Consider the following 14,443-nt stretch of genomic DNA (forward strand, 5'->3'; position numbering starts at 1 on the left):
CTCTCCCCAGCTAAACGGCCAGTCCCTCTCAGGGGTTCAGGCCACTGACCTCAATGAGCGACGTTTCTCCTGTGGCGCGGTCGGTGACCTTGATGCTCAACGCACCGGAGTCATCGATGACATCGATCAGGAAGGCATCGGTGGCCATGCTGCCGGTCTTGCCGTTGCTGATGTTGTCCATCAGCTGCGACAGCATCCGCGACTCCAGCTGGTTGCTGAAGCGCTCCAGGGCCGAGGTGCCGGTGATCGACGCGGTGCGGTCCTTGAGGTCCGGGTCGTCGTAGTCGTTCTGCGCCTGGGCGTTGTTCAGCAACCAGGTGCCGTTCAACGGGTTGCCGCCGAACGCCGGGTTGACCGGGGTGTACACCAGTTCGGTGGCCTGGACGGCGCAGGCACCGAGCAGCAGGCCAGCCGCCAGGCAACGGGGTATGCACGTATTCATAGCTCATCCCTCTCCAGATCAGTGGTGTCTTGCAGCAGGCGTTGCAGCTTGCGCTGAATGACTTCCTGCTTGACCAGGTCGGCGGCCATCACGGCCTCTTCTTTTAATTGGGTGACGTTCGGTGGCAGAAAGCGCCGGTACAGCACGTCGCGGTCGAACTCCACGGTCACCAGGCTGCCCCAGCGGGCATCCGGGCGCTCGCGCACCACCAGGTTGAAATCCAGGCGGCTGGTGGCGCGCAGGCGGTCGGCGAAGTAGTAGTAAAAGTCGTGGCCGATGTGCGAGATGGTGTTGTCGACGATGAAGCCCTTCATCTCGTCCTCGGCGTCGGCCATGGCCGCGCCCGGCAGCCCGGCTGCCAGCAGCAGGCACAGGTACAGGGCGTGCAGGCGTTTCATGGCGTGTCTCCCGGGCCGGCATGGGTACGGGCATCGCTGGCGCTTTCGTTGAAGGCCTGCTCGGCGACGAACTGCCAGTCGCTGTAATGTTCCAGGCCCTCGAAACCGGAAAACTGCGTGTCGAAGCCACTGCGCTTGAACGGGGTGGCGTCGGAGCGGCTGTGCACGCCAGTAATACGGCCATCGATTGCGCGCAGCAGGCCCCAGTCGTCACTGTTGGTGATCGGGTCCGGGTACAGCCGGCGGATGTGCCGCTTGGCCTGCGGGAAGCGGTTGTCCTCGAGCAGGTCGGCCAGCTCCTTGGGGTACTGGGCCAGGCCCGGCGAGGCGCGATAGTAGCTGCGCAGGGCCTGGGCATACTGGCCACCGACCCACAGCAGCTCGCGCTCGTGCTCGCGCTGGGCGACGCTCGACCACACCGTGCCCGTGGCAGCCAGGGCCATGCTGCTGATCGCGATCAGCAGCAGCACGCCCAGGTAGGTGAAGCCGGCGCTGGCCTTACCATTCGGCGAAGAGGCTGCCATCACGCGCCCTCCCTGTGGCCCCGCTCTTGATATCGGCAACGCCGCCGGCCACGCCTTCGGGCGGTGGCACCAGCTGCCAGGCATCGCTGCGCTCGGTGATCGGGTCGACCGGGGTGTTGCGCAGGTAGCGTTGTTCCACCAGTTGTTCCAGCGAGTCCGGGTAGTGGCCGGTGTCGCCGTAGTAATGGTCCAGGGCTTCGCGCAGCACCGCCAGGCTCTGGCGCAGGGTGGCCTCGCGGGAGCTGTCCAGGCTGTTGAAGTAGCGCGGCATGGCGATGGTCATCAGGGTGGCGATGATCGCCATCACCACCAGCAGTTCGATCAGGGTGAAGCCTCGGCTGCGTTTCATGGCCATCACCATTGCCCATAGGGGATGTTGTTGAGGCCCTTGCCACGGGCCTTGGAATACACGTCGAAGACGTCTTCGCCTTCACGTGGGTTGTCCGGGCTGCTGGCGTACGCGCGCAGGCCCCAACCGCCGCCATCCTGGTTCTTGGCCGTCACCAGCGGGTCGTGCGGAATGCGCCGCAGGAAGTAGAACTTGGCGCCCTTGGCACTGCGCACATCGCGCACGCCATCGACCAGCACCTGCAGGTTCGGTGGGTAGCCGCTGGCATCCAGGCGCTTTTCGATGAAACCGGCGTCGAAGGCGCGCTTGTAGGCGTCGATGGCGTCGCGGATCTGGTACAGCGCCTCGCGCAGCTGCTGCTCCTTGCCACGGCGCACCACCGTTTCGGTCAGCGGTGCGGCCATGGTCGCGAGCATCCCGAGCAGGGCCAGGGTCAGCACCACTTCGATCAGGCTGAAACCCTGCTGGCGGCGTTTCATGGCCGCGGGCTCACGGAGACGGTGGCGGGAGCGGTGGCCACCTGGCTCTGGATCACCGGCGCACTGTCCTGGCTGTCGCTCGGCACATCACCCGGCACGTCACGCGGTGGCAGCGGCATGGCCTGGCGCACCTGCATGCTCGACTCGGTGCCGGTGCCGAATTCCATGTCCGACGGGCTCTGGTACGGCAGGTTGCGCACGATCCGCGGGGTGATCGCCAGCACCAGCTCGGACTTGCTCATGTCGTCCTTGTTGCTGCCGAACAACCGCCCCAGGCCAGGGATGTCGCCAAGGCCAGGGATCTTGTTGCCGCTGGCGTTGTGGTCGTTGCGCACCAGGCCGGCCAGCACCTGAGTTTCGCCGTCGTGCAGGCGCAGGCTGGTCTGCGCGTTGCGGGTGTCGACCTGCACCGGGATGGTGCCCTGGCGGGTGGCCTCCAGCGGGGTGGCGTTACTCACTTCCAGGGCAATCTTGATCGCCACTTCGTTGTTCAGGTGCACGGTGGGCTGCACCTCAAGTTTAAGACCAACGTCCAGGTAGGTGACGCTTTCGGTGATCACCGGCCCCTGGGTGGATGGCACCGAGGTGGCACTGATGATCGGTACCCGCTGGCCGATGTGGATGCGCGCCTGCTCACGGTTGCTGACGCGGATCACCGGGCTGGCCAGGGTGTTGACGTCCTTGTCCTGGGCATTGATCTTGGCCTGCGGCGCCGGCGAGATGCTGATGCGGCTGGAGTTGATGCCGCGCAGCTGGTCGAGCACGCTGACCGGGTTGCCGTCGTCGGTCAGCACGCCGAAGGTGTTCGGCCATTGCAGGCCGAGGTCGAGGATGCGCGAGGTGGCGACTTCCATCACCTCCACTTCCAGCACCACTTCCGGGTTGGACTGGTCCTGCGACTGCAGCAGCTTCTCGGCCATGCGCACGGCGTCGGGGGTGTCGCGCATGGTCAGGGTGTTGAGGCGCTCGTCGACGAACACGTCACGGGTCTTGAGCATGGTCTTGACCATGTTCAGCGCGGTGTTGGCGTCGATGCTGGTCAGGTAGAAGGTGCGCATGACCAGTTCCTGGTAGTCCTTGGTCTTCTGCGGCGAGTCGGGGTAGATCAGCAAGGTGTTGTCGTTGACGATCTTCTGGCGCAGCTGGTTCTGCTCCAGCAGCAGTGCCACGGCATCCTCGATGCGCACGTCGCGCACGAAGATGGTGGCTTTCATGTCCGGGCGCAGGTCCTTGTCGAAGATGAAGTTGATGCCGGCGACCTGCGACAGCACCTCGAAGATGGTCTTCAGGCCCGCGTCGCGGAACTCCAGGGTCACCGGGCGCTCCAGCTTGCTGCGCAGTTGCGGGAACGGCTGCGCGGTGCGCGCCTGGACGTTCTCGATGTCGGTGCGCAGGGCGATGCCTTTCTGGTTCTGCGGGTCCAGGCGCAGCACTTCGCGCATGTAGCGCTCGGCGCCGAACAGGTCGCCCTGGCGCAGCGCGGCCTGGCCCAGCGCCACGCGCTCGTCGAGGGTGCGGATCAGTTCCAGCTGGCGGATGCCTTCCTGGGCGCGGCGGTTGGTCGGTTCGATGGTCAGCACCCGGCCATAGCCCATGCGGGCACTGGTGAAGTCGTGGCGAATGCGGTCGGCATCGGCCTGGGTGATCAGCGCTTCCACCGCCGCCTGGCGCCCGTGGGCCAGGGCGATGTTCAGTTCGGTGTCGCGCGGGTTATCGCGCAGGGCCTCTTCCAGGCGGGCGATGCCGGCCTCGTACTGGCCCTCCTTCATCAGCTCGGCGCTGTCCTGGCGCACCCCGCTGGAGCCGCAGCCGGCAATGGCCACGCACAGCGCCAGAAGCATGAACGGAGCAGGCTTGCACATCTTCGACGACTTCATGGTGCGCTCCCTACAGACAAGGTCTGTGACTGATGCAAAGGCAGATAAACCAGGTCCAGCTCATTGGCCGAGACTCTGTCGAGGCGGTAGGTACTGTCGATCACGTCGCCCTTGCGCACGACGTAGAGTTTTTCCCCGCTCTGCAGGAAGATCTGCAGGTCGTCGCGGTCGCCCATGCGGCCGACGAACTGGAACGGCAGCGCCGGGGCGGTGGGGGCCGCGGCGACGACGGGCGCGGCGGCTATGGGTTGTTCGGTGACGGTGGCCAGGGTTTGTGGCTTGGTCCATTGCTGGGCTGGGAACAGGTCTTTGGAGGCCTGCTCCGGCCTCTTCGCGGGCTCGCCCGCTCCCACAAGTTCTGTAGGCGACGCCGACCCTGTGGGAGCGGGCTTGCCCGCGAAAGGCACGACGCTGTCTTCCTGGTTGAACCAGTGCCCCGGCGCCCAAGCCAGCGCTGCCGACACACCCAGGAACCCGACCCACATCACTGCGCGTTGTGTGTTCATCACGACCTCGACAGGTAGAGGGTCAGGCGTACCCGGCCGTTGAGTTCGGTATCGCCGATGGTCTTGCGTTGCAGTTCGAGGTCTTCCAGCACCAGGGTTGGCAGCTGGCCGATCAGGCCACGCAGGAAGCCGCGGATCTGTGGGTAGCTGCCGCGCACGGGCAGGATGATCTGGTAGCGCGACAGCTGGGTCTTCGGATCAACACCCAGGGCGTATTCGCCGCGGGCCAGGCTGATGTGCTCGGCGCTGGCCAGGTGATACAGCCGCTCGATCAGCTCGCTGGCTTCCGGCTGCCCCGGCAGTTGCTGGCGCAGGCTGTCCAGCGCCTGCTGCTCGGGTTTGACGGCAATCTTCAGCTCGCCGCGCTTGACCCGCTCGACCTGCGCGCTGGCATCCGCTTCGCTGGCGCGCAATTCGCGCACGGCCTGCCATTCGGGGACTACGCCAACCAGGGCGACACCGACGGCGAACACGGCGACGGCGGCGGCGCCCAGGCCGACCGGGCCGATGCGGTGCAGTTGCTCCTGAATGATGAGACTAGGGACGCGCATGGCCGGTCTCCCAGGTGGCGGTGAGGTTGAAGCGCACCGGGTGCTCGGGCTGCCCGGCCACCACTTCGTGGTTGAGCAGCGAGACATCGCTGAGCTCGTCGCTTTGCTCCAGGCGCTGGTGGTACTGCAGCATCGCTTCCAGGTTGCGTGCCTCGGCGGTGATGCGCACCTGGCCCTTGCGCGCATCCGGGGTCAGGGTCAGCAGCGCGACGTCTTCCTGTGGCTGTGCTTCGAGCATGGCGAACAGCTGTTGCCAGGGCCGTTGCAGCTGCTGCGAGACGCTGCGCATCTGTGCCAGGCGTTCTGCCTGCTCGCGGCTGGCGGCGCTGTTTTGCGGGGCGACCGGGGCCGGGCGGCGGCCCAGTTGCAGTTCCAGGCCGTGCACGCGGGCTTCCAGATCTGCTTGCTCGACCTGCAGCTGCTGTTGCACCAGCACCAATGCGGCGACTGCGGCGGCGCCCAGGGCCAGCAGCGACCAGGCCAACGGGCCACTGCGACGGGGTTGGAATTCCAGGTCGAGGCGGCGCATGTCAGGCCACCGCCCGCCACATGGCGCACAGTGGGTCGTTGTCGGCGGCCGGCTGGCACAGCTGCACCGCCGCCAGCTGCGGCACGTCACCCCGCCCCGGGGCATGCAGGTAGACCCGTGGCAGATGCTCGCCGTACAGCTCGCAGGTGCGTTCGATCAGCGCCTGCAGGGCCTGATCGCTGTCGGCGCAGCCCTGGGCCAGCACCTGTTGCCAGGCACCGCCGGCCGCCAGCAGCAGCACGCTGCGGCGAGGTTCGGCGAGCACGAACAGGAAGTCGCCCTGCTCCAGTTGCGCCGAGCAGCGGTTGTAGGCGGCCATCAGGTAAGGCTGCACCGAGCGCAGGCTCAGGCGGCTTTCCCGGCCCAGGGTCTGCAGGCCTTGCAGCAGGGCGTGGGGCAGCGCCGTGGCGATGCGTGCGGCGCCGGCAGGTTCGGGCGAGAGGACGATGCGCCAGTCGTCCAGCGACTGGCCGTAGAGGTTCTCGAAGCAGGCCCGGGCGTAGGCATCCAGCTCACGTGGGTGGCCGATGGCATCGCTCCACGGTACCAGGCAGAAGCGGCTGTAGCGGGCCGACAGCAGCACGCGCAGCTGGGCGCCTTTGACGGCGTGCTCGGCCAGCAGTGTACTCAAGGCTTGCAAGGCAGCTTCCCAGGCCGGTTGTGCGGCATCGCAGGTAAATTCGCGGCTGCCCAGCCACTGGTGTTGATGACCGTGCAGGCGACCCAGGCCGACACCTTCAGCGCCGAGGACGGCACAGAAACGCTCAGATGAATGTGACACGGTTGATCTCCTCGAGTGTGGTACGGCCGTCACGGACCAGGTCCAGGGCCGAGGCACGCAGCAGGCGCAGGCCACGCTGGCAGGCCAGCTGCTTGATCTGCGACAGAGGGCGGCGTTCGACGATCATCTGCCGCAGGTCGTCGTCCAGGTGCAGCAGCTCGGCAATCGCGCTGCGGCCGCGGTAGCCGCTGCCCCGGCACTGGCCGCAGCCCTGGGCGCGGACGAATTTCCAGCCGCTGACCGCTTCGCGGGTCAGGCCCGAGGCGGTGAGGGTTTCGTCATCGGCCTCGCACGGCGTGCAGCAGTGCGGGCAGGCCAGGCGGATCAGGCGCTGGGCCAGCACGGCGTTGAGCGCGGAAACGAAGCTGTAGGGGTCGACCTGCATCTGGCTGAAGCGGCCGATCACATCGAAGACGTTGTTGGCGTGGATGGTGGTGAACACCAGGTGGCCGGTGAGCGCCGACTGCACGGCGATCTGTGCGGTGTCCGGGTCGCGGATCTCGCCGACCAGGATCTTGTCCGGGTCGTGGCGCAGGATCGAGCGCAGGCCGCGGGCGAAGGTCAGGCCCTTCTTCTCGTTGACCGGGATCTGCAGCACGCCGGGCAGCTGGTATTCGACCGGGTCTTCGATGGTGATGATCTTGTCCACGCCGTGGTTGATCTCGCTGATCATGGCGTACAGGGTGGTGGTCTTGCCGCTGCCGGTGGGGCCGGTGACCAGGATCATGCCGTAGGGTTCGCTGGCCAGCCGGCGCAGCGCGCGCAGGGTTTCGTCGGCAAAGCCCAGGGCCTGCAGCTGCACGCCGCTGACCCGGTCGGACAGGTCCTGCTTGTCGAGCACCCGCAGCACCGCGTCCTCACCGAAGATGCTCGGCATGATCGACACCCGGAAGTCGATCTGGCGCTCGCCGATGGCGACCTTGAAGCGGCCATCCTGGGGCACGCGCTTTTCGCCGATGTCCAGCTCGGCCATGACCTTGATGCGCGAGATCACCTGGTCGGCGAAGGCGCTGCCGCTGGCCTTGCCGGCGCCATTGAGCACGCCGTCGATACGGTACTTGATGGTCAGGCCCTGGCCGGTCATGCCCAGGTGAATGTCGCTGGCGTGCTGCTTGAGGGCGTCGTACAGGGTCGAGTTGACCAGCTTGACCACCTTGCTCTGGTCTTCGCTGATGCTGGTCAGCGACAGCCGTTGCAGCGGGTCGACCTCGCCGCCGGCCTCGGCATCATGGTCGAGGGCGTCGACGGCGTGGAAGCTTTCTTCGTGGCGGGCCAGGAAGGTGGCCAGGTCGGCGGCATGGGCCAGGTACAGCGGCGCGCCTTGCAGGTTGTCGTCGATCCAGGCCAGGCGGGCGTGGTCGAAGGGGTCGGCGAACACACCGATCAACGCGCCGTCCTGCTCGATCAGCACGAATTCGCGCTTCAGGCACTGGGCCAGGCTGACCTTGTCGAAACGTGCGGTACTGGCCAGCAGCGCCTGGGCATCCAGCACCGGGTAATGCAGGGTCAGGCCCAGGCGGTGAATGAAGCCATCGGGGGTGTCGTTGGCCAGGCGTTCCAGGCAATTGAGCAGGCGCTCGTCGCCGGCTTGCAGGCGGGCCTGGGCCAGGAGGTCGCGGGGGTAGGCGCTGTGCTTGCCTGCACGTGTATCGAGTATGTCTGACATGGCCTGCGACTCCGCTCAGGGGCGCGTCGCAGGCTGGCTTGGCCAGGGCAGCGGGCGCCGCTATTCCCCGGTGAGCAGTTGTTCGTCGTCAGGGCCTGGGGGCTTGGCGCCATTACGGCGGCGATCGGCCAACACCCAGCTGCCATCGTACAACTGCAAGGGGAACGATTCGTTCCTGTTCTGGCGTCGTTCGATAAACCCTTCGGCTGGATCGTCAGTGGCCCTGCGCCGGCGCTCGATGCCCATCAGGTCGAAGATCGCGCGGGCCAGTTCCGCCAACGGGAACGGCTTGAACAGGACATGACTGACGCCAAGTTCGGCGGCCCGCTCACGGACTTCGGCAGTCGGGTGGGCGGTGATCAGCACGAAATGGCACTGCCTGTTCTTGCGCACGGTCTCCAGGACCTGAAACCCCTCCATGTCGGGCAAGCGGTAATCCAGCACAATCACTTTCGGTGCCAGGCGTTGAGCCTGCTCGATACCACTGGCACCGTCGTGGGCGACGTGAACTTCCAGGCCTTGTGCCTGCAGGTACGCTTGCAGGTTTTGCGCAAGGGTCTGTTCGTCATCGACAACCAATACTCTGTTCACCAAGGTCGACTCCCAAATACTGCCCGGTTACCCGGTGTGCGAAGTGCGGCCTCGATAAGGCTTGAGCAGGCTTCGTGCCAGGCGTGAATAGTCATGTCGCACCACTGTAAGTCATTGATCTTGCTAAGCCGTGCCCAGCCCCGCAAGGCACGCACAGGCTCTGTTCCCCACATCCGGGGAAGGTGATGGCACTTTGCCAAACCGTTATTCCCCAGCATTGGGGAAATCCATTCGAGGGCTTCAGTCAGCGACCTCCACTGTAGCGGATTCGCGCAAACGTTGGCGCACGGATTGGCGCGCCTGCGCCTGCAACTGGCCGATGAGCGCAGCCCTGGCCAGCTCCAGGCCCGGTTCGGGTATGACCGACGTACTATCACTTTGGTTCTGCGCTCCTTGCAGGGTCTGCCGGTTGGCCTGGAAGAACGCCTCGACTTCGGCCTGGCTGGGCTCGTCTACCGCGCTGAGCCGGGCGTACACCTGCTGCGCGGCCATTTCGTGGCGCATGTAGTCAGCGTACTCCGCCCGATCGAAACCTGCATCAGCCAGGCGCCTTTCGAACAGCGCCGGGCTGCCGAAGGCGGCCTCGACCTCACCGACCTGCGCTGATACCTGCTCATCACTGATGTGAATACCTTGGCGCTGGGATTCCTGCCAGAGCAATTCCTTGTCGATCAGCTCGTCCAGTGCCTGGCCGCGCAGGCGCTTGTACAGCGTCGGGTTGCGGATGCTGGCCACTGCCCTGCCCTGGGCTTGCAGGTATTCGCTGAAATAGCGCTCCAGGCGCATCAGGTCGATGGTCACGCCGTTGACCCGCGCGGCCGGCACGTCGGCCCAGCCCGCCTTGGCAACCAGCAGCAAAAGGCACAGCAACAGGGTACGCATGGCCACCTCCACTCACGGGTTGTCCGGCACCGGCCGGTACGGGGCAACGGCGGTAAAACGAGGCCCGGGCAGCGCCACCGCAACCACGTGGGCACCGGCCATGCCCTGGCGCTTGCCGGGGCCGAAGCCCAGCGCCGGGGTCAGGCCGGTGTCGACGTCGTGCAGACCCTCCAGGGCGGCCACCAGCTGTTCGCGACTGGCATCGCGGCCAATCTGTTTCAGGGCTTCGGACAACAGCCTCAGCGCGCACAAGGTATTGACCTGCAGCGACGCCTGGCGTGGGTCGAGGCCCTGGCGCTGTTGCAGGCCGGCCAGGGTCGCCATGCCCTGCTCGGTCCAGTCGCCCGGCACGAACGGATAGGCCAGGAACACCCGTTGCGACCAGTGCGCCGGCAAGCTGGCCACGGCCGCTGCTACTTGGCTGGAAGCGGCGAACAGGTATGGCTCACGCCCTTCGGCCTGCAGCGCCTGGGCAAGCGCGGCAAAGGCCTGAGCGCGGCCGACGAAGACGATGCCCGGCCCGGCGACGGCCTGGCCGTCAAAGGCCTGGATCGCGGGCGGTGCCCAGCCTTGCTCAAGCAAACGTTCGCGCACCTGCTCGGCCAATGCGGCCTGCTCGTTGCCGGCATACACCACGCGCAAGCCATCGGGCGCCAGGCCCAACGTGCGCCTGGCGTGGGCGGCCAGGCTCAGCAATTGGCTAGCAATACCCGGCATGGGGTCGAAAATCTGTGAATTGCCACCGCTGCGCGGCGTGCTGCCGATCAACGGCACACCCCGTTGTTCGAGCAGGGTCGGTAGTTGCTGATCGAGCATCGGCGCCAGTGGGCTGATCAAGGTGAACACCTGGTCCTGGTCGAGCAGGCGCTGCAAGGCGTGCTCGGCACTGGCCTGGTCGGTGCCGGTATCGGCCACCACCAGTTCCAGGCGCCGGCCATGAATGCCGCCCTGCTGGTTGATCTGCGCCAGGCCATCCTCCAGCACGGCACGCACCACATGCCCGGCCTCCGCCAGCGGGCCATTGGCCGGCAGCAAGGTGCCCAGGCGCAGCACGCCGTCTTCAACGCCGGGGTCGCGTTCCTCGCCCAGGCGTTTGAGATAGGCCGTGAGGTTGCGCTGGTCGGCCAGGGTCAGTTCGAAGCGTGGCATGGCCGGGTCCAGTCGATTACCCGCCGGATCGACGCCGTGCTGGATGGCGCGGGCCAGGGTGCCGTCGCGGTAGGCGGGGTAGTTGCGGCCGTTGGTTTGCCGTTCACCCTGGCCCAGTGCCAACCGCTGCCAGTCGAGGCTGGGCGGCCGTACCCCGCCTTCGGCGCGCCCTTTACCGTCATTGCCATGGCAACTGGCGCAGGGCAGCACACTGGCCGGGACGCTCATGCCGCTGGCACCGACGCGGGCCATCAGCTGTGCATCACTGCTCGATACCCCGTGCCGGTACAGGCGCTTGCCGGCTTGTTCATTTGGCGTTAGGTCGAGTGCCAGCGCCTGGGCGCTGAGGGCCAGGCTCAACAGCACTGCCCAGGTTTTCATGGTTCAGCGCCCGGCCAAAGGCTGCGCCAGCAGCTGCATGCGCTGGGCGATGGCAGCGGGCGGTGCGTCCGGGCGGATCTTGCTCCAGCGCTTGCCGGCCACGTCACCGGCAATCAGCTGGGTCGAGTGCTGCTCGGGGCTGGGCAGGAACTGGCCGATGCGCCCCAGCACCAGGTCGACATCGGCCTTGTCGCCGGTGAGGAACAGCCAGTTGGCGCTGTCCACGCCTTGCTTCTCGGCAAACGCCTTGAGCGCTGCCGGGGTGTCGTTGAGCGGGTCGCTGCTGATCGACACGAAGGTCACCTGGCTGGCCAGTTCCGGCCCCATCGCGTCGCGCACATCGCGCAGCTTGCGGGTGATCAGCGGGCAGGCGTCGGTGCAGTGGGTGAAGATCACGTTGAGCATCACCACCTTGTCCTTGAGCACGTCGCTGTAGAAGCGCAGCGCGCGGCCGTTCTGGTCCTTGAGCACGGTGTCGGTGAACCAGGTCTGCGCATCGCGGGTACCCCCGCCGCTGGTCATCGTCGGCGGCGCCGGTTGCGGGCTGGGCCCCTCCGGCGCATGGCCCTCGTGGGCGAAAGCGACCGAGCTGAGAATCCATAGCACGGCCACCAGGGCCAGCCAGTCGGTACTGCGCATCGTGGTGTGGCGGGCTGCGCTGCTCATGGCTGCACCTCGTTGTGTTCGGCGATGGCGGTGCTCTTGGCGTGCACGCGGCGGGCACTTAGGCGGTTGATTTCTGCGACCAGCACGGCCGGGTCGGTGAAGCCGTAGTAGCGGGTCCAGTGGCCGGTGCGGCCGTCACCGACCAGGATCAGCGGCGGATGCTGGCTGAGGTCGGCACTGAAGCTGCCCAGGCCCTTGAGGGTTTCGGTAATGGCGTACTGCGAGCCGGTGAGCCAGCTCCAGCCTGGGCCATGCTGGAAGGCCTTGGCGTAGCTCTGCAGGCGCTTGGCGTCGTCGCGCTGAGGGTCGACACTGATCGACACCAGCTGGATTTCTTCGCCCACGCGCCCACCCAGCTGTTGCTGGACCTTGCCCATGATCGACGACACCACGGGGCACACCGTGGTGCAGCTGGTGTAGATGAAGCCCATCACCACCAGCCGCTCGCCCACCAGGTCCTGCTCCAGGCGCACCGGCATGCCGTCCTGGTTGAGCAGCGGGACGTCGGCAAACCGCACGCTGGCCTTTTCCTGGTGCGCCGCCGGCGGTTGCCCGGCGGGGCCGTCGTGGTCATGGCCGGCATGCGCCAGGGCCAGGTTGCTGGGCACTGCCAGGTTCAGGGCAAGGCTCAAGGCCAGGCTCAGGGCAAGCAGCTGGAAAGAATGCTTGGCGTTCATCGCACATGCCTCACGTCGGTCTGGGAAGCGGTAGCCGCAGCGGCGGGCAGCACGCGCAGGCTGGTGTAGTTGTCTTCGGCGAACTTGCGCCCGAGCGACGGTGACTGCACATGCAGGTACCAGGCACCGGCTTCGGGCAAGGTCAGCGCCGCCTGGTACACGCCCTCACCCACCTCTTCGAGCGGCTGGTTGCGCGGCAGCGACGAGGGCGCCAGGAAGTAGCGCAGGGTCAGGTCGTCCAGGCCCACCCGTGGTCGACCGTCGTCGCCGACGATGCGCACCTTGGCGGTGAACACCGTTTGCTGTGGCATGGGCTGGTCGAGGCCGATGAACTCGGCATGCGCCCCGCGGCGCTGGCTCGCATCCGGCGCGGCGGCCACATCGGTGCTGAAGCAGTGGATGATCTGCGGCTGGTTGAGCAGGAAGGCCACATCGAACCTGCCCGCCGCCGGCATTTTCACCGTCGAGCCATACACGCCCGGTGCCAGTTCGCGCAGGCTGCGGTCGATGACCAGGGTCGCGCGGGCCTGGTGGCCACGGTTGTTGTAGCCGGACATCGGGGCGTTCATGCCTTCGGCGTAGAAGTAGGTGGTGTTGTCCACCGGGTTGACCACGAACACCGAATTGTCGTCCCGCGACACCGACAGCCCTTGGGCCAGTGGCAGGTCACCGGCCTTGCGCGGCGCCGCGGGGCCGGCCTCGAAGCCCTGGACGATCGGCTGGCGCCCTTCGCCCAGGCTGCTCAGGTTGATCATGCTGACCTTGGGCGAGGCCAGGCCGCGTATGTAGGCATAGCCTTTGGTGAAGGTCAGCTGGTAGGGCTCGGCCGCCACCGGAATGCGGTGGATCAGCGTGTCGGTACTGGCATCGATCACCAGGGCCTGGTTGTCCACGGTGTTGAGCACGATGCCATAGCGGCCATCGCGGCTGAAGCGCATCGGCCCGAGGCCCTGCTCGGCCTTGACGATGTGGCGCAGCTGATGGCTGCGGGCATCGATCACCCGCACCGTGCCCTCTTCACCGTCGGCCACGTAGACGGCCTGGGACAGTGCCGAGTACGCCACCGACAGCGGATGCGGGCCGACTTCCAGGGTTTTCACCAGGCGCATCTCGGGGATGTCGATGATGCTCAGCGTGCCGCCGTCGCGGTTGCTGACAAAGGCGTAGCGCGAGTCGGCACTGAAGGCGATTTCGTGGTGCCCGGAGCCGGTGGCGAACGACTTCAGGGTGCTGCGCGCGGGGACGTCGATCACCGTCACCCCGCCTTTGGCTGGGTCGCTACTGTTGTTGCCCACCCACAGCCGGTGCTGGTCCGGCTGCAAGGCCACGCGGACCGGGGATTCGCCGGCGTCCAGGGTGGCCACGCGGGTGAAGGTCTCGGTATCGATCACCGCCACCTGGCCACGCTCCGGGATCGACACGAATACCTGTTTGTCATCCCCGGTGGCCGCCCAGTCCATGGGGCGGCCTGGCAGGTCGATGCGCGCCAGGGTGCTGGTGATGCCACCCACCGACACGGTCGGGTCGATCACGGTGAGGCTGGCATCCTTGTTCAGCACCAGCAGGAAGTAGCTGTTCAGGTCCAGCAGCGGGCGTGCACCGATGCTGCTCTTGAGGAACAGCGCAACGCGGGCCTTGCAGCTCTGGTCACGGTTGCCGCCTTCGAGCGGCGCCGACTGCGCCGGGTCGATCCAGGCCCCGGGCGCCATGCCCGACAACGGCTGGCCGCTGGCCTGGTCGGTGACCTTGAAGCGCACGTTGGCGAAGGCGCCCTCGCGCAGCTCGCCGCCGGCCAGGGGCCGCGCCTCGAACTCCACGGTCACGCCGTCGCGGCTGAGCCGGTGCAGGGCCTGCGGGTCGGCAGGCTCCTGCAGCAGTTCACGCGCATCGCACCAGAGGTTCTCGTAGACCACGCCCAGGCCGATCAACGCTGCGCCCAGCACCACGCCCAGTACCGCGGGCCGAGTCTTCTTCTTGTTGTACATGCTCGCGCTC

Annotated in this window: 17 protein-coding genes; all 17 read right to left on the bottom strand. The window is 66.8% G+C overall.

Annotated features, from left to right (window positions below; translation table 11 throughout):
• Positions 1-28: 28 nt before the first annotated feature.
• Positions 29-442 (bottom strand): curli assembly protein CsgF, encoded by a 414-nt coding sequence (locus CAF78_RS19160; RefSeq protein WP_085676882.1) that lies wholly within the window; start codon positions 440-442, stop codon positions 29-31.
• Positions 439-840, bottom strand: coding sequence for a curli production assembly/transport protein CsgE (gene csgE, locus CAF78_RS19165; RefSeq protein ID WP_027916702.1), 402 nt, complete (start codon positions 838-840; stop codon positions 439-441). The genes CAF78_RS19160 and csgE overlap by 4 nt, the downstream gene beginning before the upstream one ends.
• Complete coding sequence (locus tag CAF78_RS19170) at positions 837-1,364, bottom strand: type II secretion system protein (RefSeq protein WP_085676883.1); 528 nt, start codon at positions 1,362-1,364, stop codon at positions 837-839. Before CAF78_RS19170 ends, csgE begins: the two co-directional genes overlap by 4 nt.
• On the bottom strand, positions 1,339-1,713 hold the full coding sequence (locus tag CAF78_RS19175; RefSeq protein WP_085676884.1) for a type II secretion system protein: 375 nt from the start codon (positions 1,711-1,713) through the stop codon (positions 1,339-1,341). Before CAF78_RS19175 ends, CAF78_RS19170 begins: the two co-directional genes overlap by 26 nt.
• A 5-nt stretch (positions 1,714-1,718) precedes the next feature.
• Positions 1,719-2,192, bottom strand: a complete 474-nt coding sequence (locus tag CAF78_RS19180) for a type II secretion system protein (RefSeq protein ID WP_085676885.1) — start codon at positions 2,190-2,192, stop codon at positions 1,719-1,721.
• Positions 2,189-4,069, bottom strand: coding sequence for a secretin N-terminal domain-containing protein (locus CAF78_RS19185; RefSeq protein WP_085676886.1), 1,881 nt, complete (start codon positions 4,067-4,069; stop codon positions 2,189-2,191). Before CAF78_RS19185 ends, CAF78_RS19180 begins: the two co-directional genes overlap by 4 nt.
• Positions 4,066-4,575 carry a hypothetical protein gene (locus CAF78_RS19190; RefSeq protein ID WP_085676887.1) on the bottom strand — a complete coding sequence of 170 codons (510 nt, stop codon included), beginning with the start codon at positions 4,573-4,575 and terminating at the stop codon, positions 4,066-4,068. The genes CAF78_RS19185 and CAF78_RS19190 overlap by 4 nt, the downstream gene beginning before the upstream one ends.
• Complete coding sequence (pilO, locus tag CAF78_RS19195) at positions 4,575-5,126, bottom strand: type 4a pilus biogenesis protein PilO (protein WP_085676888.1); 552 nt, start codon at positions 5,124-5,126, stop codon at positions 4,575-4,577. Before pilO ends, CAF78_RS19190 begins: the two co-directional genes overlap by 1 nt.
• Entirely contained in the window at positions 5,113-5,655 is a 543-nt protein-coding gene (locus tag CAF78_RS19200) for a PilN domain-containing protein (RefSeq protein WP_085676889.1), read from the bottom strand. Before CAF78_RS19200 ends, pilO begins: the two co-directional genes overlap by 14 nt.
• 1 nt (position 5,656) lies before the next feature.
• Positions 5,657-6,436 carry a hypothetical protein gene (locus CAF78_RS19205; RefSeq protein WP_085676890.1) on the bottom strand — a complete coding sequence of 260 codons (780 nt, stop codon included), beginning with the start codon at positions 6,434-6,436 and terminating at the stop codon, positions 5,657-5,659.
• Entirely contained in the window at positions 6,420-8,102 is a 1,683-nt protein-coding gene (locus tag CAF78_RS19210) for a GspE/PulE family protein (protein WP_085676891.1), read from the bottom strand. The genes CAF78_RS19205 and CAF78_RS19210 overlap by 17 nt, the downstream gene beginning before the upstream one ends.
• 60 nt (positions 8,103-8,162) lie before the next feature.
• Positions 8,163-8,696 (bottom strand): response regulator, encoded by a 534-nt coding sequence (locus tag CAF78_RS19215; RefSeq protein WP_177408550.1) that lies wholly within the window; start codon positions 8,694-8,696, stop codon positions 8,163-8,165.
• Between the two features lie 237 nt (positions 8,697-8,933).
• Complete coding sequence (locus CAF78_RS19220) at positions 8,934-9,575, bottom strand: SurA N-terminal domain-containing protein (protein WP_085676892.1); 642 nt, start codon at positions 9,573-9,575, stop codon at positions 8,934-8,936.
• Positions 9,576-9,587: 12 nt separating this feature from the next.
• Positions 9,588-11,105, bottom strand: coding sequence for an ABC transporter substrate-binding protein (locus CAF78_RS19225; RefSeq protein WP_085676893.1), 1,518 nt, complete (start codon positions 11,103-11,105; stop codon positions 9,588-9,590).
• 3 nt (positions 11,106-11,108) lie between these two features.
• Positions 11,109-11,744: an SCO family protein gene (locus CAF78_RS19230; protein ID WP_371856917.1), complete on the bottom strand. Its 636-nt coding sequence runs from the start codon at positions 11,742-11,744 to the stop codon at positions 11,109-11,111.
• Positions 11,745-11,767: 23 nt separating this feature from the next.
• On the bottom strand, positions 11,768-12,448 hold the full coding sequence (locus CAF78_RS19235; RefSeq protein ID WP_085676895.1) for an SCO family protein: 681 nt from the start codon (positions 12,446-12,448) through the stop codon (positions 11,768-11,770).
• On the bottom strand, positions 12,445-14,433 hold the full coding sequence (locus tag CAF78_RS19240; RefSeq protein WP_085676896.1) for a cytochrome D1 domain-containing protein: 1,989 nt from the start codon (positions 14,431-14,433) through the stop codon (positions 12,445-12,447). Before CAF78_RS19240 ends, CAF78_RS19235 begins: the two co-directional genes overlap by 4 nt.
• Between the last annotated feature and the right edge of the window lie 10 nt (positions 14,434-14,443).

The sequence above is a fragment of the Pseudomonas sp. R28(2017) genome (assembly GCF_002112505.1).
Classification (GTDB): domain Bacteria; phylum Pseudomonadota; class Gammaproteobacteria; order Pseudomonadales; family Pseudomonadaceae; genus Aquipseudomonas.